The 26,281-nt window shown below is 67.0% G+C and carries 16 protein-coding genes; 11 read left to right on the top strand and 5 right to left on the bottom strand.

Annotated features, from left to right (window positions below):
- Positions 1–36: 36 nt before the first annotated feature.
- The 4 genes from P9875_RS20995 (at position 37) to P9875_RS21010 (ending at position 3,045) form a co-directional block, all read left to right on the top strand.
- A complete protein-coding gene (locus P9875_RS20995; RefSeq protein WP_278316501.1) occupies positions 37–672 on the top strand; it encodes a TetR/AcrR family transcriptional regulator in 636 nt (211 codons plus the stop codon).
- A gap of 40 nt (positions 673–712) precedes the next feature.
- Positions 713–1,327, top strand: coding sequence for a class I SAM-dependent methyltransferase (locus P9875_RS21000; RefSeq protein ID WP_278316502.1), 615 nt, complete (start codon positions 713–715; stop codon positions 1,325–1,327).
- 68 nt (positions 1,328–1,395) lie between these two features.
- The gene (locus P9875_RS21005; protein ID WP_278316503.1) at positions 1,396–1,905 is read left to right on the top strand and encodes a hypothetical protein; all 510 of its coding nucleotides are present in this window, start codon (positions 1,396–1,398) and stop codon (positions 1,903–1,905) included.
- A gap of 345 nt (positions 1,906–2,250) precedes the next feature.
- Positions 2,251–3,045, top strand: coding sequence for a 4'-phosphopantetheinyl transferase family protein (locus tag P9875_RS21010; protein ID WP_278316504.1), 795 nt, complete (start codon positions 2,251–2,253; stop codon positions 3,043–3,045).
- 7 nt (positions 3,046–3,052) lie between these two features.
- Here P9875_RS21010 and P9875_RS21015 read toward each other — a convergent pair whose 3' ends face one another.
- On the bottom strand, positions 3,053–3,775 hold the full coding sequence (locus tag P9875_RS21015) for an SDR family oxidoreductase (RefSeq protein WP_278316505.1): 723 nt from the start codon (positions 3,773–3,775) through the stop codon (positions 3,053–3,055).
- Complete coding sequence (locus P9875_RS21020; protein ID WP_278316506.1) at positions 3,772–5,349, bottom strand: hypothetical protein; 1,578 nt, start codon at positions 5,347–5,349, stop codon at positions 3,772–3,774. Before P9875_RS21020 ends, P9875_RS21015 begins: the two co-directional genes overlap by 4 nt.
- A gap of 176 nt (positions 5,350–5,525) precedes the next feature.
- Here P9875_RS21020 and P9875_RS21025 point away from each other — a divergent pair, with 176 nt between their 5' ends.
- The 6 genes from P9875_RS21025 (at position 5,526) to fabF (ending at position 22,328) form a co-directional block, all read left to right on the top strand.
- Positions 5,526–6,743 carry an alpha/beta fold hydrolase gene (locus P9875_RS21025; protein ID WP_278316507.1) on the top strand — a complete coding sequence of 406 codons (1,218 nt, stop codon included), beginning with the start codon at positions 5,526–5,528 and terminating at the stop codon, positions 6,741–6,743.
- Positions 6,721–8,577, top strand: a complete 1,857-nt coding sequence (locus P9875_RS21030) for a non-ribosomal peptide synthetase (RefSeq protein WP_278316508.1) — start codon at positions 6,721–6,723, stop codon at positions 8,575–8,577. Before P9875_RS21025 ends, P9875_RS21030 begins: the two co-directional genes overlap by 23 nt.
- 8 nt (positions 8,578–8,585) lie before the next feature.
- On the top strand, positions 8,586–10,097 hold the full coding sequence (locus tag P9875_RS21035) for a flavin monoamine oxidase family protein (RefSeq protein ID WP_278316509.1): 1,512 nt from the start codon (positions 8,586–8,588) through the stop codon (positions 10,095–10,097).
- Entirely contained in the window at positions 10,084–19,647 is a 9,564-nt protein-coding gene (locus tag P9875_RS21040; protein WP_278316510.1) for a non-ribosomal peptide synthetase/type I polyketide synthase, read from the top strand. Before P9875_RS21035 ends, P9875_RS21040 begins: the two co-directional genes overlap by 14 nt.
- A gap of 51 nt (positions 19,648–19,698) precedes the next feature.
- On the top strand, positions 19,699–20,916 hold the full coding sequence (locus P9875_RS21045; protein WP_081922513.1) for an MFS transporter: 1,218 nt from the start codon (positions 19,699–19,701) through the stop codon (positions 20,914–20,916).
- A 95-nt stretch (positions 20,917–21,011) separates the two neighbouring features.
- Positions 21,012–22,328 carry a beta-ketoacyl-ACP synthase II gene (gene fabF, locus P9875_RS21050; protein WP_278316511.1) on the top strand — a complete coding sequence of 439 codons (1,317 nt, stop codon included), beginning with the start codon at positions 21,012–21,014 and terminating at the stop codon, positions 22,326–22,328.
- A 12-nt stretch (positions 22,329–22,340) separates the two neighbouring features.
- Here fabF and P9875_RS21055 read toward each other — a convergent pair whose 3' ends face one another.
- The gene (locus P9875_RS21055; RefSeq protein ID WP_158299994.1) at positions 22,341–23,030 is read right to left on the bottom strand and encodes a LuxR family transcriptional regulator; all 690 of its coding nucleotides are present in this window, start codon (positions 23,028–23,030) and stop codon (positions 22,341–22,343) included.
- A gap of 319 nt (positions 23,031–23,349) precedes the next feature.
- Between P9875_RS21055 and P9875_RS21060 the strand changes: the two genes are divergently transcribed.
- On the top strand, positions 23,350–23,943 hold the full coding sequence (locus P9875_RS21060; RefSeq protein WP_225241929.1) for an acyl-homoserine-lactone synthase: 594 nt from the start codon (positions 23,350–23,352) through the stop codon (positions 23,941–23,943).
- 65 nt (positions 23,944–24,008) lie between these two features.
- Here P9875_RS21060 and P9875_RS21065 read toward each other — a convergent pair whose 3' ends face one another.
- Positions 24,009–24,551, bottom strand: coding sequence for a hypothetical protein (locus P9875_RS21065; RefSeq protein ID WP_278316512.1), 543 nt, complete (start codon positions 24,549–24,551; stop codon positions 24,009–24,011).
- Positions 24,552–24,592: 41 nt separating this feature from the next.
- Positions 24,593–26,173: a tetratricopeptide repeat protein gene (locus tag P9875_RS21070; protein WP_278316513.1), complete on the bottom strand. Its 1,581-nt coding sequence runs from the start codon at positions 26,171–26,173 to the stop codon at positions 24,593–24,595.
- Positions 26,174–26,281 lie beyond the last annotated feature (108 nt).

The following is a 26,281-nucleotide window of genomic DNA, read 5'->3' on the forward strand; positions in this document are numbered from 1 at the left end:
CATCATACACGACAATGTGAACAGCGATAACATAGAATGACAAGCACAAGTACTTACCATCACGGCAACCTGCGCGACACCCTGGTCGCCGCCACCATCGCGCAACTGGCGCAGCAGCACGACGCCACCCTCTCGCTGCGCGAACTGGCGCGCACGGTGGGCGTGTCGATCGCCGCCGTGTACCGCCACTTCCCCAGCAAGGAAGCCTTGCTGGCCGACGTGGCGGCGGCCGGCTTCGCCAGCCTGATCGCCAAGTGGGAGGCACAACTGCCGCCGCAGGGCAGCCTGCCCTCCGAGCAGCGTTTTCAGCTGCTGGGCCAGCAATACATCGAATTCGCCCTGGCCGCACCGGCCCACTACCGGCTGATGTTCGAGCACCAGGACGTGCGCCAGTTCCCCGCCCTGCTGGAAGCGGCGCAGGCGTGCTTCCAGTACGTGCTGCAGACGGCCGGCGCGGCCGTGCGCGAAGCGGGACTCGATGCGCGCTGGGACAAGGCCGCCGCCAGCGCCGGCTGGTCGCTGGGCCATGGCTACGTGATGCTGCTGCTGAGCGGCCGCCTGGCCATGGCGGACGGCGGCGACGATTTATCGCCCGCGATGGTGCCGCGCTTTTTCCAGTTGCCGGTGGAGGCGTTGCGGCAGGCGCATCAGCAAGCGGGAGAACAGCAATGACGGCCATCGCCAGATGCGCCGGCTGATCATGCAACATCCCATGGAACCATCCATTGTCCCGGGCACCGAGGGCTATGCAGACAATGCAGGGCAGCTCATCGCCCGATACGACAGCGTTGCCTTCCTGGACAAATACCGCCCCGTTGCTCATCTCTTGCCGACGCGAGCAAGCAGCGTGCTCGACATCGGCGCCGGGACAGGCGGCGACGCGGCGTGCCTGGCAAGCCTGGGGCACACAGTGGTCGCGCTTGAGCCCATTGCCGCATTCCGCGCAGCGGGCATGCAGGCGCACGCCCCGGCCAACATCGAATGGGTGAACGATAGCCTGCCCGCCCTGTCTGCGATAGGCGCGCGCCAAACCAGGTATGACCTGATTGTCGTCGCGGCCGTCTGGATGCATCTGGCAGCGGAAGAAAGAATGGAGGCGATGGGCAATATCAGCATATTACTCAAGCCCGGCGCAATGCTCGTCATGTCCCTGAGGCATGGACCAGCCCCTGAAGGCCGTCGCATCTTTGATGTATCCGCCAGTGAAACGGCAGAGCTCGCAATGCGGCATCAGCTCAAAGTGATGCTGCATACGCAGGCGCCATCCGTGCAACTGCAGAATCGCCAGGCGGGGGTGAGCTGGTCCTGGCTTGTTTTTGAGAAATGATTCAAGCTGAAGCAGCATGCGCCAGGGAGTTGGCACGGCGCGCAGTCAGCCGAATCTAGCCATTATTTTTGAAACGCCGTCAATTTATGCACAATATATCGATAGACACGCTCTCCGTGATTGCAAGACAATGCATTGCGCTCACCTGTTTGCAGCGCTTTTGCCTGCAGCATGCCCTTGACCACCCCGCCCTGTCCGCGTTCACCGGCCACGTGTGGAAAGTGGCGCAGCTCGCGCCTGGGGATTTTGCTGCGTGGGAATGCGGCTTTGCTGCCCTGGCCGTGAACGGCATGGGTGACCCCTGGCCCGATGACATCCGCATGGCCATTCCCGGGCACCTGCTCGGCACGCTGGAGGAACTTGTTCAGCATGTGCTGGAAACGAGCGCCTGTAGCTGGTATGGCGACGACCTTCCGGCCAGCAGGCGGCAGCTGGAAGCCGTCCTTGCCATCTGTGCCAGGCATGACGTGGCCGTGCCGCAGCTTGCGCACTATGCGCAGCACGATGCGGCGCTGCGCGGCGGCTGGGGGCCGGTGCTGTCGGACGAAGAAGTCAGAGCCTGGCAAGCCCTGATATAACATGCGGCAGGCAACTGATCGGGCAGCCGCTCCTCTTCATGCGTATCGGCATCGACTTGCTTGAACACGGTCGGGAAGCGCGCGCAAGTCCTGATTTGCTCGAAAGCATGGCACAGCTGGCCAATTGCCGGCACGTCGGCTTCCATGCACGCGTTCGTGTCAAAGCTCAGCGAAAGGGACCGGCGTTGAAGGCAAAGGCTGACAATGCCTGACCCTTGAAGGGGGAGGCGCCCAGCACTGCCAGCGACGCGCTGCGGCAAGCGGGTCGTCCATCGTGAGCAATGACCTTGCACGATGGCAGGAATCGGGTAATCTATGCCCATCTCAATGTATAGAACGGCGACGATGAAGCGTGCAGAAGCGAGCGTTGACATGCAGTCCGGGCGCTTGCCGGCCAGCGATGAAGCACAGCGGCAAGGGCTGCTTCCCCTGCCCCTGCCATTCATCCACCAGGCAGAGGACGGCATGGCGCCTGCGCTGCAGATCACCGTCCTGCATTTCCAGCCCTATCCATTCCAGAGCGCCGCCTTCCATGCGCATGACATCGCCCTGCCCGCCGCCATCGCGCGCAGCGTGCCAAAACGGCAAGCGGAGTATTTTTTCGGCCGGCTGGCAGCGCGCGCCGCGCTGGCGCGCCTCGGCATCGCCGACGCGCAGATCGGCACCGGCGCCTCGCGCCAGCCCTTGTGGCCAGCCGGCGTGGTCGGCAGCATCAGCCACGGCGGCGGCTATGCCGCTGCGGTGGCCTTGCCGGCGCAGCGGCACGAAGCCATCGGCATCGACATTGAAGCGGTGGTCGGCGCGGAGATGCGCGAAGCCTTGCTGAGCACGGCGATCGGCCTGCCCGAGCTTGCCCTGCTGCATCAGCTCAACAGTGTGAACGCCCTGGAGTTTTTGATGACGGTGGTGTTTTCCGCCAAGGAAAGTTTTTTCAAGGCCGCCTTTCCCACGGTCGGCTACTATTTCGACTTTACCGCCGTGACACTGACCGCATTCGACGAGGCCAGGCGCACCCTGACGTTTCGGATCAACCAGACGCTGTCGCCGCGCCTGCACGCCAGCGCCCGGTTTTCCGTAGATTACGACTTGCTCGATGCGCACACCGTCATCACGCACTGCGGCTGGCGCGGATGGGTGTGATTCCTGGCTAGGATCCCTGCGACGTGGACGTGACGAATATTTCGCGCATGCACACGCTCTGCGGCAGCTGGTAGGCAAACGCGATGATGCCGGCCACATCTTCCGGAGCCAGCAGGGAGTCGAGCGTGCCCAGCCACTCCTCGAACATGGCGCGGGCGGACGCCGAGGTCGTGCTGCGCAACAGGGGCGTATCGACCACGCCGGGCGAGACGGTGCTGACGCGGATGTTGTGCTCAGCCATGTCCAGCCCCAGCGCCGCCGTATAGCCGTGGACGGCAAATTTGGAAGCGCAATAGCCGGCATGCATGGGAAACGCCTGACGGCCGGCAATCGAGCTGACATTGAAGACCGTGCCGCGCCGCTGGCGCAGCATGCCTGACAACACACTCTGAACCAGGTTGACGCTGCCGACGACGTTGGTATTGAGCATCTCGGCAAACTCCGCCGCGTCCTGCCCGGCGGCCGCGGCCAGCCGCATGATGCCCGCGCTGTTGACCAGGCAGTCGACGGTGCCATGGCGCTGCTCCGCCTGGCGCACGGCTTCCTGGACTGCCTGCGCATCGCCCACGTCCAGCGCGGCACAGATGGACTGCGGCAAGTCCAGCGCCTCCAGTGCCGCCTTGCGGCGGCCGATCAGCAGCAGCGGATGGCCGGCGGCGCTGAACTGCCGCGCCACCGCCGCGCCGATCCCGGAACCGGCGCCGCTCACCACGACGAGCGGGCGGCTCAACTGGCCATCCTGGCCGGACGTTTGCGCTGGGCGCGATCCTGCACGTCGGCATACATTTCCTTGACCGCATTGGCGGTGAAATGCGCCATGTATTCGTCGAAGCCGCCTTTTTGCACGATAGGCAGCGGCGGCACGGGCAGCTTGCCGAGCAGGGCCTGGTACAGCGGGGCAATCGGATCGTTCTTGTGCGCCTGGCGGAAACCGTTGGCCGTCACCGCGGCGTTCTCGGCGCCCGAAATCGACGCGGTAGGCGTCATGTCCTCGGGGCTGACGCCGATCTGCGTCTTGACGAACTGCATGTGCTCGTCGCGCCATGTGCGCACGTATTGATGCATATACACCACCTGGCGCAGTATGTCGGCGCGCGGGTCGCCGTGCTGCTGCAGCAACGCCAGCACGATCTGCTGCAGCCGCTCGTCGTCGCCTGCCAGCTGTTCGTCCATCGCCGCCAGTTGCAGGCGCAGGGCTTTGACCAGCGACGGATAAATCGTCAGGAACAAGCCCTTGCGCAAGTTGTGCGAATGCGAGCCGCTGGTGATGCCGAGCGCCGGGCGGATGGCGAAATACGCTTTCGGGCTGAGCGTGCGGACGATGGGACGGATGTTGTCGGTCACCACTTGCAGCAGCTTGCTGCACAGCGCCAGCGAGCGCGCATGCGTGCCGAACGTGGCTTGCTCGTTGCCCAGCAAGGCAACGATGATCTCGCTGGACACTTCATTGACCAGGCCCACCAGCACTTCGCTGATCTGGTGATAGGCGCGAAATTGCATCAGGCAGGTCGGATCCTTGAGGTCGACGCAGTTGACCGCTTCGCGCACTTCATCATTTTGAATCAGGCGCTGATAGAACACGCCAGCGTCCTCGCCCGCCTCGCGCCGCACGCCGGGCAGGCGCACCTGCTCCATGGCGCTGAGCCAGATCGACTCGTAATTGCTGTTGACGAAGCTGTGGAAGAAGACAAAACGCTGCGGATCGTCGAGATCCTTGTCGCCCAGATCGCTGTACTGCTCGGTGGCCTCGGCCCGCAGGATGGCGTGCATGCGCGCAGCCTGCACCAGATAATCCTGGAAGACGGCCGAATCGCGGATGCTGATGCTGTCGCCCTGCTGGCCGCCCTGGTCCACCTGCACCAGCAACTGGGACAGGCTGTACAGGGTTTCGTGGAAACGATTGGCCCAGCCGATCTTCAGCGACGCGTCGGCGATGTGGCCGCGCTTGACGTCGTCCGTGATGCGGCGCGCCAGCACCACCAGATTATTCAGGCAAATCTCGGCGCCACGGAAGATGGCGATGGCCGCGCGGGCCGGCACTGCATGGCCGCTATTGTTGATCAGGCGGTCCAGGTACTTAATGCCATGCAATAACTCGTAGTTGGCCAGCACGGCAGTACAGTCGATCTCGCCATTCGTGGCGAATGCGGCACGGCGATGGCGGATTTCCTCTTCGTCAAAGGACTTGGCCAGCAGCTTGGTGGTGGCGTGTTCCTCGGTGACCGGCAAATTACTTTTGCTCTGCAAATACGCGCGCACATCGTCCAGAATGGCTTGCGTGGCGGAGACGGTTGGGGTTTCCATTAAATTCCTCATAGGGCGACAAGGTCAGGGCTGCAGGCAGCAGCCGGCGGGCGAATCGCGGACAAGTATAGAAATCTCTCCCCTGCGCCGAAACTGTCATTTCCTCCAGTTATACGGGGAACCCATCTGTAGTCCAATGGCCCGCTCCAACCGCCCCTACTACACTGGATCCCCGCATGAGTTCTCCATCTTCACGCGACACCCTGCAACAACTGCGTCAGCACATGGCGCGGCTGTACGGCCTGCCGGTGCAACTCAGCCTGCTGGCGGCCCTGCTGCACGCCTGCCAGCACATCTACGGACAACGCACGCAAATATTGCTGCACTGGGCGGGACTGCCCTTGACGCCGGCCGGCGACGACGCCTCGGCCTGGCTGCGGCAACTGCTCGACGCCTGCGAAGCGCCGGCGGCGGGCAGCGCCCCCGGCCGCCCCGCGCAGGCATTGACGCTGGCCAGGATCGAAGTGCGCACGCCCCGGCGCAGCGTGATACTGGCGCCGTGCGATCCGATGCCCTCCGACGACTGGAGCATCCGCGGCGCGCCCGGCGGAGAGGCGCTGCAACAGGCCTGGCAACAGGCCGCCGCCACGCTGGCGCAGACGCTGGAGGCCGAATCGCTGGTCGAACTGTCGCGCGCGCTGGGCCTGCCGCCAGCCGCCAAGCCGCAGCCGGCGCTGTACCTGGTGCATGGCGCCGACGGCAGCGCGGCGCCCTTCGCCGCCCTTGCCGCCCGCCTGGATTGCCGCGTGTTCGCGTTCAACCTGCGCCAGGCCGGGCGCCGCCAGCCAAGCATACAGGCCCTGGCGGCGCACTACGTCAGGCGCATGCTGAGCGGCCCGCCCGCGGCGGCCTACCGTATCGGCGGCCATTCCTTCGGCGCCATCGTCGCTGCCGAAATGGCGACGATATTGCGCAGCGTCGGCAAGCAGGTCGACCAGGTGGTGCTGCTGGATCCGTCGCTGGCCATGGCCGCGCGCGACCGCCAGAGCGACGCCGGCAACGAAATGCTGACCCTGTATCTGGCCCTGCATCCCGAGATGACCGAGCAGCAGGTCACAGGACACATGGATGCCGATGAACTGGCCGCGCGCATCGCGCAGCGCATGCCCAAGGGCCGCATCGACGAAGTGTTAAGCAACCGCCACGCCTGCCTGGCCCTGCTGCAGCGCTACCGGCCGACGCCGGGCGGCGCCGACGGCGCCAGCTGCCTGCGCCTGCATGCCCGCCAGCCTTTCATCGCCAGCTGGAACGCGGCGGCCATGGCGCACCGCCAGCCCGGCATCGAAGTACCAGGCAACCATTTTTCCATGCTGGCCGAGCCCCATGCCGGCAGCCTGGCCCAACTGATACAAACGCACCGAGAATCCAACCATGACCACTCCTTACACTCCTGAATATCCCCATCAGCTGGTCGAGCGCCAGGCCCGCCTGACACCCGCGCTGCCAGCCCTGTGCTCGGCCGCCGGCAGCGTGTCGTATGGCGAACTCAATGCACGCGCCAACCGCCTGGCGCGGCTGCTGCAAACGGTGCATCAGGTGCGGCCGATGGACAGTGTCGCCGTCTGCAGCGCGCATGAGCCAAGCCGTTCGCTGCTGTTGCTGGCGCTGGCCAAGTGCGGCGCCGTGTACGTGCCCGTGGATATCGAATGCCCCACCGAGCGCCTGCAGCGCATCGCGCAACAGGCCGGCGTGCGTCTGCTGCTGACGGCGCTGAGCGAGCGCCGCATGGCGGCCGAGACCACGCTGAACGTGCTGCCGTGCGCGCAAGCCGAGCTCGCTGCCCGCGACCTGTCCGACGCCGACATGGCGCCGCTGGTGCCGGTGACGGCGCCGCTGTACATCATCTTCACCTCCGGCTCGACGGGCCAGCCCAAGGGCGTCGCCGTCTCGCACGCCGCCGCCTACAACCATTTCAGCTGGATCGTGCGCTACCTGAACGTCACGGCCGGCGACTGCTGGCTGCAAAGCATACATCCGTGCTTCGATCCATCGATGCATGAATTGATGGCGCCGCTGATGGTCGGGGCCCGCATCGCCTTCCTCGGCGGCGAGCGCAACATCGACGGCGACCGCATCGTCGACGCCATCGAGCGCCACCAGGCGACCCACATGACCACGGTGCCCACCATGCTCACCCTGATCCTGCAAACGCCGGGCGTGGAGCGCTGCACCTCGATGCGCGCGATGTGCGTCGGCGGCGAGGTCTTCCGGCCGGCGCTGGCGGCACGCGCCAGCGCGCTGCTGCCGGCGGCCGGCATCTACAACGTCTACGGTCCCACGGAAGCGACCATCATGGCCAGCGCCTGGCGCTACGACGGCCAGCCCGCCGATTCGCTGCCGATAGGCGAGCCGGTGCCGCACACGCGCTTTTACCTGCGCGACGGGGAAGGCCGGGTGCATCGGCTCAGTCCCTTCCTCGAAGGCGAGCTGTGTATCAGTGGCGCCGCGCTGGCCAACGGCTATGTCAACGATGCGGCCGAAACGGCGCGCAAATTCATCGCCAATCCGCTGCCGGAGCCGGAAGCGCCGCTGCTGTACCAGCGCCTCTACCTGACCGGCGACGTCTGCCGCGTCGACGCCGACGGCGAGCTGCACTGCATCGGCCGCGTCGATGACCAGGTCAAGGTCAACGGCCAGCGCGTCGAACTGGCGGAAATCGAGGCCACGCTGCTCGATTCCGGCCTGCTGGACGACGTCACCGCCCTGCTGGCGGGCACACGCCTGGTCGCGGCGCTGGTGCCTGGCGCGGGCGCCGACGACGACGCCCGCTGGCTCGAGCGCCTTGCCGCCCACGCCGCCCGCGCCCTGCCGCCCGCCTGGTTGCCCAGGCAATACCTCCCGCTACGCGAAATCCCGCGCCAGGCACTGAGCGGCAAGGCGGACCGCAAAGCCTTGCAGGCAATGTTCGCCAGCGACAACGTGGCGGCGCCCCTGCCGCACGCCGCGCGCGACACCGCGCAGGCGGGCGCCTGCATAGAGCGGCTGGCGGCGGCCCTGGCCGACACCCTGGGCATGCCTGGCGCCGCGCTGGAGCACGACCTGCCGTTTGCCGAACTGGGACTCGATTCGCTCGGCGTGCAAGTGTATGCGCTGCGCGTGAGCACGGACTTCGGCGTGCGCCTGCGTGCCGAGGAGCTGTTTGAATTCTTCACGCTGGAACTGCTGGCGCAAGCCATCGCCGCGCGGCAGGACAGCAGCGCCGCCTCCCTGGCCCACGCCGGGGCATAAGGATGAGCATGCAAACCAGCAGCGATATCTGCATCATCGGCGGCGGCATCAGCGGCCTGTATCTGGCGCTGCGGCTCAAGCGCAGCGCGCCGCAATTGCGCATCCAGCTGTTCGAGGCGCTGGAGGCGGTCGGTGGCCGCGTGCAGACCGAACCCATGTTGAGCGGCCAGTTCCGCGCCGAATTCGGCGCCGTGCGCATCGAACCGGACCTGCAGCCCTTGATGGACCAGTTTGTGCAGCAGCTGGGCATCGCCACCAGCGCCATCACCTCGCATGAGGCCTGCTCGGCGATCCGGCCCGACCTGACGCGCCTGACGCCGGCCGAACGCGTCGTGGTCGAGCAGGCCGCCGGCGGCGACGTCGCCTGGGCGCTGCTGTGGCACGGCATCGCGCAGGTCATCGGCGCGCAATGGCCGCTGGCCAGCGACCATCTGGAACGTCCGGCCCGCGCCGTGGAAAAGGCCAGCTTCCGGCGCCTGGCGCAGTTTGGCGGACGCCCGCTGTACCAGCAGGGCATGTGGAACGTGCTGAGCGAGGTGCTGAGCCATGAAGCCGTCGAATTCACCCGCGAAAAAGGCGCGTTCTACAATTTCAAGAACCAGAATCCCAACGCCGCCGACTGGATCTGCCAGCTGCTCGACATGCGCCTGATGCAGCGCCCCTCGTACATTCCGCAGGGCGGCATGCAGGCGCTGATCGACGCCGCCGAACAGGCCGTGCGCGCGGCCGGCGTCGAGATCCATGTGCGCCACCAGTTGCTGGCCTTTGGCGAACGCGCCGATGGCGCACTCGATCTGCAGTTGCTGCATGACGGCGAACGCGTGACGCTGCGCACGCGGCGCCTGATCCTGGCCCTGCCGCGCAGCGCCCTGGAAGCGCTGGCGCCGTCGCTGCCCGCGCCGGTGCAGGCCAGCCTGGACGCCGTGCTGTGCTTCCCCATCGTCTGGGCCTCGTGCGTGATGGCCGATCCCTGGTGGGCGCCCGGTACCCCGCCCGGCAGCGGCGAAGGCGCCACCACCCGCGCCGCCCATTTCGAATCGCATCCCGAGCAGCCCGAAGCCTACGGCCTGGCGATGTTCTACAACGACGACCCCTGGTGCCACTACTGGGCCAACCTGACCGACACGCCAGGCGCGCGCTTCCCGCACAAGGGCCGGCCGGTGCACAGCAGCGACGAGCGCCTGCGGCAAGCCCTGGTGCGCACCTTGCAGCAGACCTTTGGCCGCGACGACGAGCCGCAGCTGCTCGAATGGGGCTTGTGCGACTGGAGCGCGGCGCCGTTCGGCGCCGGTGTGCATTTCTGGAAACCCGGACGCGATTCGGAACAGGTGATGCGCACCCTGGCCGCATTCGCCCTCGGCGACGACGGCCGCGCGCCGCAGGTGCATATCTGCGGCGAGGCCTATTCCGACTTCCAGGGCTTTTTCGAAGGCGCGCTGCGCTCGGCCCAGCGCGTGCTGCAGGCGCTGCCGGCGAACGCGACTTCCTCCCATCAAGGATCAGACCATGAATGCCACTAATCTCCCCTCCCCGAGCGACATCGCCATCGTCGGCATGGCTTGCGAACTGCCCGGCCAGGCCGATACCCTGGCCGGTTTCGAACATGTGCTGATGCACGGCATCGACGCCACCAGCGCCTTGCCGGCCGAGCGCTTCGACAGCGCCACCCGCGACGGCCTGGCCGCCGCCGCCCGCCATGGCGGCTATCTGCAACGCTCGCCATGGATGTTCGACGCCGGCTGCTTCGGCATCGCGCCCAAGGAGGCCGCCTACATGGATCCGCAGCACCGCCTGCTGCTCGAATGCGCCTACCACGCGCTCGAGGATGCCGGCCTCGATCCGGCGGCGCTGCGCGGCAACCCGTGCGGGGTGTTTGTCGGCGTCAGCACCAGCGATTTCGGCCGGCGCATGGCTGCCAGCGGCGACTACAACGGCTACCTCAGCCGCGGTGCGCTGGGCAGCATGGCGGCCGGCCGGCTGTCCTACCATTTCGGCCTGGAAGGCCCCAGCCTGGTGGTCGACACGGCCTGCTCGTCATCGCTGGTGGCGCTGCACCAGGCCATTTCAGCGCTGCGCGAAGGGCGCTGCGGCATGGCCATCGTGGCGGGCGTGTCGCTGATCCTGGCGCACGACTACAGCGCCGACCTCGCCGCTGCCGGCATGCTGGCGGCCGACGGCCGCTGCAAGCCCTTCACCCGCCATGCCGACGGTTTCTCGCGCGGCGAAGGCGTCGGCGCCATCGTGCTGCTGCCGGCCGCCGACGCGGCGGCGCGCGGCATGCGCGCGTACGCCCACGTGCTCGGCAGCGCCATCAACAGCGATGGCCGCAGCAACGGCATCACCGCGCCATCGAAAAGCGCCCAGCGCCGCCTGATGGAACAGGCGCTGCACAGCGCCGGCCTGACGCCGGCACAGGTGTCGCACATTGAAACCCACGGCACCGGCACCGCGCTGGGCGACCGTATCGAACTGGACGCGCTGGGCGAGGTATTCGGCCGGCGCGACACGCCGCTGTTCCTCGGCGCCGCCAAGGCCAACATCGCCCACTGCGAGGGGGCCGCCGGCATTGCCGGCATCATCAAGATGGCGCTGAGCCTGCATCGGCGCCGCATCGCGCCGCACTGCTTTGCGCACGATATCGATGCGGCCGTCGCCAGCGCCCTGCCGCAGGCGGTGCTGCCCGCGCAAGCGCTGGCCTGGCCCGGCGACAGCCGCCGCATCGGCGGCGTCAGCTCCTTCGGCATGAGCGGCAGCAATGCCCACGTGCTGCTGGGCGAAGCGGCCGACGCGCCGCTGGCAGGGCCGGAGGTCGCGGCCGGCGGCCCGCAGCTGCTGCAGCTGTCGGCCCGCAGCACCGGGGCACTGCAGGCCCTGGCGCAAGGCTATGCCGGCTGGCTGGCGCAGCCGGACGCTCCCGCCGCCGCGGCCGTCTGCCACGCTGCGCTGTTCCAGCGGCAACAGTGGAACCAGGCCCGGCTGTCAGTCGCGGGCAACAACGCATCCGAGCTGGCAGCGCAACTGCTCCGGCGCCTGGACACGCCCTTGCGCCCCCGCCCGGCCTCGGCGCGGGTCGCACTGGTATTTACCGGCCAGGGCAGCCAGTACACCAACATGGCGCGCCAGCTGTACCAGCAAAATACCCTGTTCCGCTCGCTGCTGGAGCCGCTGGCCGCCCGCCTCGACCATCTGGCGGGCGAGGATACGCACATCCTCGACGCCCTGTTTGCCGGCGACGCCGGGCTGCGCCAGCCGAGCGGACGCGAGCGTCAACGCAGCGCCCAGCTGTCGCTCTTCCTGATCGAATATGCGCTGGCCGAGTTCTGGCGCGCGCTGGGTTTGCGGCCGGTGGCGGTGCTGGGCCACAGCGTTGGCGAATATGCCGCTGCCTGCGTGGCTGGCGTGATGGACTTCGACGTGGCCGTGCGCATGCTGCTGGCCAGGGCCGACGCCATGGAAGCGGCCTGCGCCGCCAGCGACTCGGCCATGCTGGCCGTGGCCGCCACGCCGCAGCAGCTGGCGCCGCTGCTGGCGCGCATCTGCGCCGACGAACCGGCGCTCTGGATCGCCGTGCGCAATAGCGCGCAATCGGTGGTGGTGGCGGGCCGCGCCACGGCGCTCGCGCAACTGTCGCAGGCCGCCGCGGACGCCGGCCTGGTTTGCACGCCGCTGGCCACGCGGGGTGCTTTCCACACGCCGCTGATGGCGCCGGCCGCCGCGCAATTCGCCGCCGCCTGCGCGGCGATCGCGCCGGCGCTGCGCGCGCCGGCCGCCGCCGTGCGCTTTTATAGCTCGGTCGACAGCGACGACACGGCCGCGCTGGAGCAAGGCGTCGATCAGCTGCGCTACTGGAGCGAGCAGATTCAGACGCCCGTCAATTTTGCCGACGCCATTGCCCGCCTGCTGGCGGACGGGCCGGACCTGGTGCTGGAAATCGGCCCGCGCGCCGTGCTGACCCCGTTGACGGCCAGCGCCGCGCGTCTGGCCGGCCGCGCCATCGTCTGCCTGCCCAGCCTGGACATGCGCCACGACGACGTGCCCACCGTGCTGCGCGCGCTGGGCAGCCTGAGCGAACATGGCGCGCTCGATCCACGCCAGGCGATGCGGCAATTCGCCGTCCAGACAGAACGCCCCGTGCCAGCCGGACTGCCGCTGTACCCGTTCCAGCGCGAGCACGTCCAGCCAGCGTCGTGGCAAACCAGCCTGCCGGCCCTGGGCAGCGCCGCCATGGTGCCAGTGCCGCCCGTCGCGGCGCTGGCGATACGCCATGAACTGAGCCTCGACCCGCAGGCCGGCGACAGCTGGCTGCAGCAGCACGTCATCGATGGCGCCGCCGTCCTGCCCGGCATGTACTACCTGTCCAGCGCCTTCAGCCTGGCGCAGCGCTGGCTGCCGCAGGCGGCGGATGCCGCTGCGCAGCAATTGACACTGCGCGACCTGCTGATCCATCAGCCGCTGGCGCTGGCGGCCGACGCCCCTGCCGCGCTGACGGTGGACATCGGCGGCCCGGATACACGGCAGTCGTATCAGCTGCGCTACAGCGCGCCCGGCCATGCGCGGGCGCTGCACGCCGAAGTGCGCGCCGGCTGGAACGCAATGCCACAGCCCGACAACGCGGACGCCCCGGGAGCGGCGGCGCAGTGGGACGATGCCGCGCCCTTCTATGACCATTACCGTGCCCGCGGCGTCAGCTATGGCCCCCTGTTCCAGCGGGTGCAGGCCAGCCACCGGGTATCGGATAGCGAACTGTGGGGACGCATCCTGCCGCCGGAGGCGCCCACGGCCAGCCTGCCGCTGTGGCATGCGGCCCTGCTCGACAACTGCCTGCATACGCTGGGCATCTGCGCCGGCGACCCGCAGCAGGCCTACGTGCCGGTGTCGGTGGGCAGCGCCTGGTTCGACGCCAGCGCGGCCTGGAACGCCAGCATCCTTTGCCAGGCCGTGCTGCGGCCGGCGCCCGCCGGTTTCCTCGATGGCGAACTGCGGCTGTATTCCGGACAGGGGCGCTGCATCGGCGTCTTGAGCGAAGTGAGCTGCGCTGCTCTGGGCGCCGCGGCCATGCCTGCCGCCCTGCCGCTGCACGCGGTCGACTGGGTGGCGTACACGGCGCCCGCAGGCTTGCCGGCCCGGCCCGCCGCCGGCGAGCAATGGCTGCTGGCAGCGGCCGCCAACAGCAGCTTGCCGGCGGCATGCGTGCAATGGCTGGCAGAGGCCGACGTGCATACCCGCCATGCGCAGTGGGACGCCGATGGCAAGCTGCATGGCGCGGAATCGGCCACGGCACCGCTGCGCACCATCCTGGTATTGCTCGACCCGGCCCACCCGCAGCCGGCGGATGCGGCCGCACTGGCGCACTGGGTACGCAACTGGCGCGAAACGCTGCAAGTGCTGCTGGACCGGCAGCCTGGCCAGCCTTTGCAGCTATGCCTGGCCGACGTGGCCGCGCACGCCGATGGCGAGGCCGCGCACACCCGCCGCGCCTTGGCGCAAGGGCTGGCAACGAATTTGCGCAGCGAACTGCCGGCACTTGACGTCAGTTGGCTGGACAGCGACGCCGATGGCGCAGCCATCGCCGCCGCGGCCTGCGCCGTGCGGGCGCAGCCGGCGGGACTGGCCGACGGCGGCATCGCCGCCAGCCTGTGGCGGCTGCGCGCCGGCATCCTGGCGCAACGGCGCACGCTGCGCGTGGCACAGCCCACGGCGCCGGATCAGCCTTGCTGCCGCGCCGAAGGCACCTACTGGATCAGCGGCGTTTTCGGCGGCATAGGCCGCCACCTGGCCGAGCACCTGGTGCGCCATGCTGGCTGCCGCAGCCTCGTCCTCGTCACCCGCGCGGCGCCAACGGAGGAACAACAAGCCTGGCTCGCGCAACTGGCCACGCAGGGCGTGGCGTTGCAACTGCTGCTGGCGGACCTGAACGATACGGCGTCGGCCAGCGCCGCGCTGGAAGCGTGCGGCGCGCCCATGCACGGCCTGTTCCACCTGGCCGGCAGCCTGGATGACCGCCCCATCGGCGACATCGACGCGGCGCAATTGCAACAAGTGCTCGGCGCCAAGCTGGGCGGCGCATGGCTGCTGCACCGGCACGCCGCGCGGCATGCGGAACTCGACTATTTTGTCCTGTTCTCGTCGCTGGCCGCGCTGCTGGAATCGCCAGGCCAGCTCGCTTATACGGCCGCGAATGCGGGATTGCAGCTGCTGGCGGCGCAACGCCGGCACGATGGCCTGCCCGCCACCGTGATCGACTGGGGACCGTGGGACGGCGCGGGCATGATGCGCGGCCTGGCGCAGGGCAAACGTTCGCGCGCGCTGCGCCAGCTGGCACCGATGGCGCCGGCACGCGGCTGCGCCACGCTCGCCGCGCTGCTGGCCGGCCCGGAACGCGACGGCCATTACGCCGTGTACGCGCTGGCGCCCGCCGCCGCGGCAGGCCAGGAGCAGCCATGCGCCAGCGCCGGCGCGAACGCGGACGGCGACCTGCTGGCCCAGCTGATCGCCAGCGAAACAGGACATGCCGCCAGCACGCTCGACGAGCAGGCGACGCTGGAACAGCTGGGCCTTGATTCGGTGGGCCTGATCCGCATTCGCAGCGAACTGCAAAGCCAGCTGGGCCACAGCATCCCCGTGGCGCTGCTGCTGGCGGGCGGCACGCTGGCGGAACTGCGGCAACGCCTGGCCGGCCTGCAGCCGGCGGCAGCCGCGCAGGCCCCCGAGACCGTCCCGGACGCCGGGCCGGCCACGCCGCGCATTCCCCTGTCGCCCGGGCAGTTTTCGCTGTGGTACGAACAGCAGCGCCAGGATGCGGGCAACGCCTATCAATGCGCCATCGGCTGGCGCATCGACGGCACCGGCCTGGACATGGCGGCCCTGCAGGCCCGCTGGGAGGCACTGATCGCCGCGCACGAATTGCTGCGCGCGACCGTCGATGGCGACGACCAGGAGACGGGTCCCGCCTATGTGGTGCATGCGCCCGCCACGGTCCAGGCGGCCAACGCCATCCGGCAGCAGCCGGTGCAGGATGAGGCGGCGGCGCTGGCGCACATCGCCGACATGCTGGCCATGGCCCCTTCGCTGCACGACAGCTTTGCCACGCGCGTGACGCTACTGCGCGCGCACGACGGCACCGGCTACCTGGTACTGAGTTCCAACCATGTGCTGATGGACGCCAGCGCCATGTTTTACGTCGGCCAGCAACTCGCCGGCGCCTTGTGCGGACTGGCGCCGGCCGACAGCCCCGGACCGGTGGCGCAGTACCGCGACTTTGCCGCCAGCCAGCGCCAGCTCGGCGCCGACGCCGTGGCACGGGCGGCAGACCACATCGCGCCACAGCTGCTGGCGCAAGACGACAGCCTGCTGCGTCTCGATTTGCCGTATGAGCGCACGCCGGCGCCGTCTGCCGCGGGCGACAGCGTGGCGATCCCCCTGTCCGCCGAAGCGATGCAGCGGCTGCGCGCCCTGCCCGCCAGCCGCCGCGCCAGCGTCTGCCTGGCGGCCTGGCTGCTGCTGCTGGCGCGCTACAGCGGCCAGCAGCGCGTGCTCACCGGCGTGGCGTTCAACGGCCGCACCCAGCAACGCTGGCGCCACACGGTCGGCCACTTCGTCAACGTGCTGCCGCTGGTGCTCGACATCGACGAAAACGGCAACAGCACGGCGCTGGAACGCAGCGTGTCGGGCGCCCTGTTCGACCTGCTCGAGTTCCAGGATATTCCGCTGGCCCAGCTGATGCGCGACGAACGGCTGAAGGCGGCCGTGCAGGGCCACGATCCCCTGCAAAGCTATTTCAACTTCTTCGACGCCACGGAAATGCATCTGGAGGCAGGCGCCGCCAGACTGACGCCGCTGACGATCCCGCAACAGCTGGCGCAGTTCGACCTGAGTCTCTGGATCACGCAATACCAGGGGCATTGGGACATGCTGCTGAAGTTCCGCTGCAGCGCCTTCAGCCAGCCCGCCATGGCGCGCATGGCGGCGCACTATGCGGCGCTGCTGGCGCAGCTGGCGGCCGGCAGCGACGACGCCGTGGCGCACCTGTCCATGCTGTCGGCCGCCGAGCAGCACTGCCTGCTGGGCGGCCAGGGCCCAGGCACGGCGCCGCTCGCCGCCGCCACGCCGGCCGGTGCGCGGGCATTGCCGGTATACCAGCAATTCCTGCTGCAGGCCGAACGCCATCCCTCGGCCGTGGCGCTGGAATGGGACGCGCATAGCCTCAGCTATGCGCAATTGCGGCACCATGTCCAGCAACTGGCCTCGCAACTGGCGGCGCTGGGCATCGGCAAGGAGCACACGGTCGGCCTGATGATGCCGCGCGCGGCCTGCCCGGAATCGGTGATCGCGATTCTGGCGCTGTGGCAATGCGGTGCCGCCTATGTCGCACTGGACCTGCAGCATCCGCCGCAACGCTCGCTGTACATGCTGCAGACGGCGCGCTGCGCCTTGCTGCTGACGGCTGGCGAACGCCCCGGCACGGAGATGCAGGCGCTGCTGCGGGCGCAGGCGCAACTGGGCGTGCTGGAAATCGTCCTCGGGCAAGCGCTGTCGGTGCAGGTGCGGCAGGCGGTCGTGGTGCCGCCGGCCGAGCGGCTGGAGCCGAACAGCCCGTATGCGGACGGCGGCGGCGACCTGGCGTATGTGCTGTACACCTCCGGCAGTACCGGCATGCCCAAGGGCGTGCTGGTCGAGCATGCGGGCCTGAGCGAGCGCCTGGCGTGGATGGCGGAATATTTCAGCTTTGGCCCCGGCGACAAGTTCCTGCAAGGCACGGTGCTGACGTTCGACATTTCCGTCCCGGAATACTGCCTGCCGCTGATCTGCGGCGGCACCGTGGTGCTGCTGCCGCATGGCGCCGCTGGCAGCGCGCACGTGGCCGCCTGCCAGGCGCACGGCGTGACGATGATGAGCACCGTACCGTCGCTGCTCAACCTGCTGGTCACCGAGCTGGCCGCCTGCCACAGCCTGCGCCACGTCATCTCCGTGGGTGAGGCGCTGATGCGGCCCGTGGTGGAACAATGGCTGGCCTCGGGCACGGCAACGGTGCTGCACAACCTGTATGGCCCGACCGAAGCCACCATCTACGCCACCTTCCATGCCTGCCGCGCCTTACCGCACGGCAGCGGCGCACTCATCGGCAAACCCTGCCCCGGTGTCAATTGCTGGGTGCTGGACAAGCTGGGACGGCCGGTACCGGCTGGCGTGGCAGGTGAACTGTACCTGGGCGACAGCGGCGTCGCGCGCGGCTACATCGGCACGGTGCGCCAGCCCGATCCGTTCTACGGCAATCCGCAGCAGACGCCGCAGCGGCGCATCTACCGCACGGGCGACATCGTCAGATGGACCGCCGAGGGCGAACTGGACTACATCGGCCGCAATGATTTCCGCGTCAAGCTGCGCGGCCAGCTGATCGAACTGGGCGAGATCGAGCACGCGCTGCTGGCGCAGCCCGGCGTCCAGCATGCGTGCGCGCTGGTGATGGAAATCGGTCAGCCCGGTGCGACGACACGCCAGATCATGGCGGCCGTGATCGCCCGCACGCAAGCCGATGCTGCGCTGCTGCAACGGCTGCGCCAGCGGCTGCCCGAGTACATGCTGCCATCGCAGCTGTTCCAGTTCGACGCCTTCCCGCTCAACAGCAGCGGCAAGGTCGACCGCGCGGCACTGAGCGCCCTGTTGACGCAGCGGCTGGCACAGCAGCGCGAGCAGCGCCTGCCCGCCACGGCGGCGGCCCTGACGCCGCTGCAGCAGCGCATCTGTGCGCTGTGGCAGGAATTGCTGCAAGTGCCAGTGGTGGATGTCGACGAGAACTTTTTCCAGCTGGGCGGCGATTCGCTGGTGCTCACGCGCATGGTGCTGGCCGTGGAACGCACGCTGGGACTGCGCATCCAGTTCGGCCGTTTCGTCAGCAATCCCACCATCAACGGCTTGCTGGCGGCCGATGCGGCCGAGGGCACGGCACCGCCCCGGCGCGCCTACGAGGCCGACCTGGAACGCATGGGCGATCTGCCGCCGTTCCCCGCTGGCGCCACGCCAGGCAAGGCCGTGATGCTGACCGGCGCCAGCGGCCACCTCGGCATGCATCTGCTGCACGCGCTGCTGAACGAAAGTTCGGCCAGCATCGTCCTGCCGCTGCGTGGCGACGACGGCATGGCACGCCTGGCGGCCCGCTATCGCCGCCTGTTCCATGCGGACTTGCCGTCGCAACGGCTGAGCGTGCTGCAGGCCGACCTGGCCTTGCCGTCGCTGGGCATGTCGGCCGCCGATTATGCTGCCTGCCGCGCCAGCGTCGGCCAGGTGATCCACGCGGCGGCGCACGTGAATCACGCCGCCGACTATGGCTCCATGCGCGACGGCAACGTGGGCGCCACCCGCAATGTGCTGCTGTTCGCGGCGCAGGCCGGCGCCGCGCACGTGCATCATATGTCGACCCAGTTCACCGAGCTGGCCGACTTGCCGGAAGCGCCGCTGGCCGCCTCCAGCCTGGAAGCAATCGCTTCCGGCTACGAGCAGTCCAAGCTGGCGGCCGAGCTGCAAGTGACGCAGGCGATGGCACTGGGCTATCCGGCCACGGTGTACCGCCTGCCCCTGATGTTCGACGACAGCGACACGCGCCTGTACACGCAAAACCACTTTGTCGCGCTGGCCGTCAAATGCCTGCAGATGGACGCCTATCCGGATCTGCCGATGCCCGTCACGCTGCTGCCCACGGCGCTGGTGGCCAGTTACGTGGCAAGGCGCAGCAAGTTGTGCACGGCGCCGGGGGTACGCAACCTCAGCCTCGGGCCCTTGGCGTTCGACACGCTCGCCGCAGCCCTGCGCCCCACGCTGCAGGCCACGCCTGCCGCGCGCTGGGTCGAGCGCAGCAGGCAGGAGACGGCGGAAGACGATCCCTTCTTCCGCCTGCTGCCGCTGTATGCCGACCTGGGCGAGCCGCAGCCCGCGCAGGCGGCGTCGCGGCAGGTGGCCAATGACGAGTTCCTGCGCGAACTGGCGCAACTCGAACTGCGCGAGGTACGCGACGCCGCCACGCTGCACAACTTTGCCGTCAGCAGCCTGCGCCGCCTGGCCCAGGCAACCGATTAACGCCTTGCCGGCCGGGGTGCAGCCGCGCCCCGGCCCATTTTTGATGAGTTCATGATGAAATCCAGACTGGTTTATCTCGCCCTGTTCAGTACCATTTTCGCCGATGCCGCCGGCATCGGCATCGTCTATCCGACCCTGACCCCGCTGCTGCTGGGCGATGCGTCGCCGCTGTTCGACGCCAGCCAGGGGCCGGCCTTCCGCTCGGCCGTCTACGGCCTGCTGCTGGCCATCTATCCGCTGATGATGTGCCTCGGCTCGCCCTGGCTGGGCGCCCTGTCGGACCGCAAGGGCCGCAAGCCCGTACTTCTGCTGTGCTTGCTCGGCAATGCCGGCGGCATGGCGCTGACCGCCTTTGGCGTCTGGCAAGGCAGCCTGGTACTGATCTGCTGCGGCCGGGCGCTGGCCGGCATCACGGCCGCCAGCCTGCCGGTGGCGCAAGCGGCCATCATCGACCTGAGCACGACCGACAGCAAGGCCGCCAACCTCGCGCTGGTGACGGCCGCCAACGGCATCGGCTTCGTTGCCGGGCCGCTGCTGGGCGGCATCATGCACCAGCAGGGCGCGGCGCTGTGGCTGCCCTATCTCTGGGCGGCGCTGCTGCCGCTGGCCAGCGCCGTGCTTGTCCTGCTGTGCTACACGGATACCCGCGCTTTGTCGACCGACAACACCCATCCGTGGCGCAATCTGTGGCAGATGCTGTGCCGTCCCGAGCTGCGCCATCCCTTGCTGCTGCTGGCCATCTTTCTACTCGGCTACTACATGTATTTCAACTACATGGCCGCGTTTGCGCTGCTGCATTACAGCTTTGACGCCTGGCAGGAAGCCCAGCTGCTGGCGTATTATTCCACCTGCTTTGCCCTTGCCATGCTGTTTATCGTGCCCTGGGCCACCCGCCGCTTTGCGCTGGAGCGCATCCTGCCCATCAGCCTGTCCATCCAGCCGCCGCTGGTCGCTGCCGTGGCCCTGGGCGATGCGCCTGCCGTGCTATGGCTGCTGACCGGCCCGCTGGCGATCGCCGTCGCCACGACCTATGTCTGTCTGCTCAGCATTGCTTCCAACCGCACGCTGACGGAGCGCCAGGGACAACTGATGGGCTTGATCTCTTCGATCAATGCCCTGGCCTGGGGTGTCGCGCCGCTGATCACGGCGGCCCTGCAGCCCCTGTCGACCTTGCTACCGATCATGGTGGCGGCGCTGGTCTTGCTCGCTGGCGTGGCGTGCATGCTGCTCGCGCGCCAGCGCCAGCTGCAAGCGGGCGGCGCCAAGTGAACGGCGCGCCACCTGTCATTTCCTACAGGGGTGGCGGGCCAGGGATTGCTGATACATTGCGGCTTTGTCCGAATTAACCTGCTGAAAGGACTGCGATGTCTTCGTCCCCCTACGTCCTCCCCCATCCACTCGGCCTGCGCCGCGTGGTCGTTACAGGCATCGGCATGCTGACCCCGCTGGCGGTGGGCGCCGAGCGCACCTGGCAACGGCTGCTGGCCGGCCACAGCGGCATCGGCGTGCTGGACCGCTTTCCCGCCGCCCACCTGCCGGCGCGCATCGCGGGTCAGTTGCCGGCGGCCGGGGAAGAAGGCGGTTTTCGGCCCGAGGACTGGGTCGAACGCAAGGAACTGAAGAAAATGGATCCGTTCATCGTCTACGCCATCGCCGCAGCCACCGAAGCGCTGCGCGATGCCGGCTGGGCCCCGGCCGAGCTGGCGGAACAGGAACGCAGCGGCGTCATGATCGGTTCCGGCATCGGCGGCCTGCCCGGCATCGAAGGCGCGGCCAGGGCGCTGGAAAATGGCAGCCAGCGGCGCCTGTCGCCATTTTTCATCCCGTCCAACCTGATCAACCTGGCAACTGGACACATCGCCATCCAGCACCATCTGCGCGGCCCGGCGCACGCCACCGTCACCGCCTGCGCCTCGGGCGCGCACGCCATCGGCGATGCGGCGCGCATGATTGCGCTCGACGATGCCGATGTTATGGTTGCCGGCGGCACCGAAGGCACGATCTGCGAGCTCGGCGTGGCAGGTTTTTGCGCCGCCCGCGCCCTCTCCACGGCGTTCAACGATGCGCCCGAGCGCGCCTCCCGGCCCTGGGACCGTGACCGCGACGGCTTCGTGATGGGCGAAGGCAGCGGCGTCATGGTGCTGGAAGAGTACGAACACGCGCGTGCGCGCGGCGCGCGGATATACGCCGAAGTGATCGGCTATGGCATGTCGGGCGACGCCTACCATGCCGTGGCGCCGCCGGAAGACGGCAACGGCGCGGCCCGCGCCATGCAGGCGGCGTTGCGGCGCGCCCGCCTGGCGCCCGAGTCCATCGATTACATCAATGCGCACGCGACGTCGACCCCCGCCGGCGACCTGGCGGAAATCGCCGCCTTGCGGCACGTGTTCGGCGCCCATCTGCACGGCGGCGTCTCGGTATCCTCGACCAAGTCGGCCATGGGCCACCTGCTGGGCGCTTCCGGCAGCGTGGAAGCCATCCTGTCGGTGCTGGCCTTGCGCGACCAGATCGTGCCGCCCACCTTGAATCTGGACAACCGCGCCGCCGAATGCGAAGGCATCGATCTGGTGGCCGGCAAGGCATACGCCAGGCCGATCCGCCATGTACTGTCGAATTCGTTCGGTTTTGGCGGCACCAATGCCGCGCTGATTTTTGCCGCGCCGCCGGATGCCGCCCCTTGAAGCCAGCGTCAGTTACAGCAGGCGCAAGGCCATCGCCTTGATGACGGCGGCCGTCTTGTTGACGGTATCGAGCTTCTGCAGGGAGTTGCTGATGTGAAAGGTCACGGTGCGTTCGGTAATGTTCAGGATCTCGCTGATGTCGGCCGAGGTCTTGCCATCGGCGCACCAGCGCAGCACTTCCGCCTCGCGCTCGGTCAGCTGGATTTTGGGCGCATCCTTGGCCGGCACGGCGATGGCGTCGGCAAAATGTTCATGCACGACATTGGCAAGCCAGGCCACGCGCAAGGAGAGCACGTCGATTTCCCGCTCCGTCAAGGGTTTGCAGGAGCGGGAAAAACTCAGCAGGCCAACCTGGCCGCTCATGTCGCAGGACGATTGCCCCCAGCCGTAGCGCAAGCCGTGGGCGTGGGCGTCCTCCCAGAACTCGCGATTCTCGTCCAGCATTTCGCCGCCCCACAGGATGGGCAGCAAGGAGCGGTTGGCGCGGCTGACCGTCGGGTCGGAACGCATGTACGACTGCTCGGAATAACGGCGCTGCCACGAACTCGGGTAATTATTCACCGTAAACACCTTGGGCCTGGACATCGGCAGACGGCCTTGCAGGCCATAGGCGCAATAATCGAACCCCAGGTCGCCGGCCACACCCACCAGCACTTCGAATATGTCATCCGGCGTGCGGGTAGCAGCCAGATTTTCGATCACACCTTGTTTCCATTCTGCTGCCGGAAGACGCGTTTTTGGGGCGTTGTAAGCGAACATAGAAGTCCTTAGTCAGGGGGGAGAATTTGCCGCGGACTCATCGCGCATGATAAAAAGGCACGTCGGCAAGTCGGCGTATGGTATAGCAAAGTCTGCTTCAAATTCTCACCAAAACGCACTGCCAGCAACATAAATCAGCCCCGCTACCTGTGGTTCCCTACAGTTTTGTATCGGCCGCAATTACACTGTAATAGCCATCCCGTCACAGCCGTCAATAATCATGAAACTCCTTTCAGCCAAATCCGATACGCTTTGCAGTATTTTGAAGTCCGAATTGGAGCACTACCGCTACAAAGTGTTTGTGGAAACCCTGGGATGGGATTTGCCATCGCAGGATGGCAGGGAGACGGACCAGTTCGACCATGACGATACCTACTATGTCATCGCGCGCGATGGCGAGGGGCGCATCAACGGCTGCGCCCGGCTCTTGCCCACCGATCGCCAATATTTACTGGGGGAAATATTTCCCCAGCTAATGGCCGGCCAGGCACCGCCGCGCCATCACGAGATCTGGGAATTGTCCCGCTTCACGTCGATGGATCTGCACGACAACCGCAATACCCTGGAAGACACCTTCCGCCTGCTGCGCAAGGCCATCGCCACGGCGGCGACCTTGGGCGCGCGCCGGATTATTTCCGTCTCCCCCGTCGGCATCGAGCGCCTGCTGCGGCAAGGCGGCTTTTCGACGGAGCGCGCCGGGCCGCCGATGCGCGTGAACGGCCACCTGCTGTACGCGTGCTGGATCGATGTGCCGGCCCAGCTCGAGCCGATCAGCGCACTGCCGGCGCGCCTGTGGCGCATGCTCGGCGTGCGCGGCACGGCAGCGCTGCGGGGACAAATCGCCGGCGCCGCTTAGCCGGCTGGCCAGCAATGTGCGGGACGGGGGCTACCCTGCCTTTGCCCCTGCCCGCAATTGCCGCGTCATGCCGGACTTGTCACGGCCGCCAGCCGCACCTGGTCGAGCAGCCGCTCCTCTTCATCGGTGTCGGCATCGACTTGCGTGACCACGGTCCAGAATCGCGCGCAGGTCCTGATCTGCCCGAAAGCACCGTGCGTTTCAAGGCGCACCATGGTTTTCCTGAGGCTGTGCAGATAGCCTTCCTCGATGGCATCGAGCTGCCCGTCATCGGCCGCGTCGACCAGTTCGAGCAGCGCAGCTTCGATCCTTGCATGCCCCTCCTCCCATAATCGCCCGATTTCCGGCACGTCGACTTCCATGCACTCGTTCGACCAGTCCGGCGGGTAATCACCACGCTTTCTGTTATCAGGATCGGTGTCAAAGCTCAGCGAAAGGGACGGGAACGATACGGCGTTGAAGGCAAAGGCTGAAAATGCCTGATCCTTGAAAGCAGAGGCGCCAAGCACTGCCAGCGAGGCGCTGGCCAGCCTGAACCAGGTTGCTTCAACGTCGTAGGCTGTTTCAAACGTTTGCCAATCCGGCTGCAAATCGGGAGTCTGGGGCATGGGGGCCTGTCGAAAATAATAGCGGTGGATAGTGCGAGGAATTATACGTGCTTAGCCTGGCCTACCGGCTGATGTTCGAGCACCAGGAGGTGCGCCAGTTCCCCGCCCCGCAGGACACGGGGTGACGCATCCATCAAATGCCACGTCACATGGTCGTCTGGCAAGTCCAGCAGCCAGTCGCGGCGCGGTCGCGGGAACGGTGCGCCCTGGGTCAGCCATGCCTGGCGCCAGTACTGGTTGACGGTCGCCTGCAGCGGATGGTCGGCCGCTACCCACGGTTGCCAGACGCCGCTGACCGGACAGGCCTGGTCGCAAGCGCAGCTCAACCATGGCTCGGGCCGCGCCACCTCGCGCAGCAAGCCGTGCACCGCGCGCGGTTCCACGGCCCCTTGGTTATGCCGTATCGTCAGACACTGTTCCCACGTCACGCTGCCATAACGGCTCTTGCCATCAGCATCGAGCACGCTGAAATGGCGGAACTCTTCGCCTTTACGGAACAGCCGGGCCGGCTCCGTCAAACCCTGCCCAGCGGCGGGTTGCCAGTATGCGGAAAACGGCGCGGTCGGCGCGTCGCTGTGCAAGCCGGTGGGATGCAGCGCATAGTCGGCTGCCAGGAAATACGGTTTTTGTAACAGCGAGGCGGCGCTTGGTTTTGGGGTGGCTGGCGGTGGACGGACGCCCATGGCGGCGTCGAGCAGGCTCTTTCGTTGACCATCCCACGGCGGCAGATCGGCCGGTGGCAATGGCAGAATTTTATCGAGGTTGGGGAAGCGGCGATTGGGATTGAAACCGAGGGCACGATTAAGTACGCCATAACGTTCCGCCCGTGCTTTATCAATATACGGAACCACCATGTTCGCAAGATCAAATGGATCTCCGAATTCAATCTGAAGTTTGTTTGCACACTTCTCGCAACCCAGGCTTACTCCAACATGTAATACTTGCAAAGCGCGTTCTTTGGTTTCAGCAGTTCTTTCCCCATCAGATGTACCGTCAGGAGTTCTTACTACATAATATAAATAATATAAATAATATAAATCATATGCGGATGGACCATAACCTTGGGCAACCGCACATTCCAGCATTTTGGTCGCTACAGGAATATTGCCCCACATATCAATACCTGGATGATCCTCTCCAGCGGTCAATTTTTCGCCGAGAAAACCCATTGCCTGTGGATTTCCCATCTGCGCCGCCTTTTGCCAGAAGGCATAAGCGCGAGTGATGTCGCCGGTGACGCCCGTACCATTCGCATAATACGTTCCCATCCGGTCATAAGCCGCCGGAATTCCGAGCCGCATCGCCTTTTCCACCAGTTGCACCGCCTCTTCCTCTCCATGCAAGGGATCACGCCCTTCCACATACAGGCTGGCCAGATTGAGCATCGCCTTCCAGTGCAATCGCTCTGCCGCTTGACGCGTCAGATCGACGATTTTTTTGTAATCGCGGTCTTCCACGAAAATTTCAGGGTCTTCCATGGCGCGCGCTTCGAGGAACCAGTCCTCGGCTTGCGCATCGATGGGTGGCACTTTGCTCGCCTCGGCTTCACAGATAAAATCCGCGACATGCGGATTGAAAAGTGGCAGGCTTTGGTTGCGTGGCAGGACTTTGTCGTTAGGCATTTTGCAGGCAAGCAGGCAGCACAAGAAAGTAAGCGACGCGAGGCATCCTCTCGTGGCAGCCATGCTGGATTGAGTGCCATTCATTGTGTCCTCCATCGCTGCGGCATT

It is taken from the genome of Janthinobacterium rivuli (assembly GCF_029690045.1).
Taxonomy (GTDB): Bacteria; Pseudomonadota; Gammaproteobacteria; order Burkholderiales; family Burkholderiaceae_D; genus Janthinobacterium; species Janthinobacterium rivuli.

Coding starts and splice junctions, on each gene's coding strand:
- fabF (WP_278316511.1), top strand. CDS start 21,012: ATGTCTTCGTCCCCCTACGTCCTCCCCCATCCACTCGGCCTGCGCCGC.
- P9875_RS21070 (WP_278316513.1), bottom strand. CDS start 26,173: ATGCCTAACGACAAAGTCCTGCCACGCAACCAAAGCCTGCCACTTTTC.
- P9875_RS21035 (WP_278316509.1), top strand. CDS start 8,586: ATGCAAACCAGCAGCGATATCTGCATCATCGGCGGCGGCATCAGCGGC.
- P9875_RS21045 (WP_081922513.1), top strand. CDS start 19,699: ATGATGAAATCCAGACTGGTTTATCTCGCCCTGTTCAGTACCATTTTC.
- P9875_RS21040 (WP_278316510.1), top strand. CDS start 10,084: ATGAATGCCACTAATCTCCCCTCCCCGAGCGACATCGCCATCGTCGGC.
- P9875_RS21000 (WP_278316502.1), top strand. CDS start 713: ATGGAACCATCCATTGTCCCGGGCACCGAGGGCTATGCAGACAATGCA.
- P9875_RS20995 (WP_278316501.1), top strand. CDS start 37: ATGACAAGCACAAGTACTTACCATCACGGCAACCTGCGCGACACCCTG.
- P9875_RS21010 (WP_278316504.1), top strand. CDS start 2,251: ATGAAGCGTGCAGAAGCGAGCGTTGACATGCAGTCCGGGCGCTTGCCG.
- P9875_RS21025 (WP_278316507.1), top strand. CDS start 5,526: ATGAGTTCTCCATCTTCACGCGACACCCTGCAACAACTGCGTCAGCAC.
- P9875_RS21020 (WP_278316506.1), bottom strand. CDS start 5,349: ATGGAAACCCCAACCGTCTCCGCCACGCAAGCCATTCTGGACGATGTG.
- P9875_RS21065 (WP_278316512.1), bottom strand. CDS start 24,551: ATGCCCCAGACTCCCGATTTGCAGCCGGATTGGCAAACGTTTGAAACA.
- P9875_RS21030 (WP_278316508.1), top strand. CDS start 6,721: ATGACCACTCCTTACACTCCTGAATATCCCCATCAGCTGGTCGAGCGC.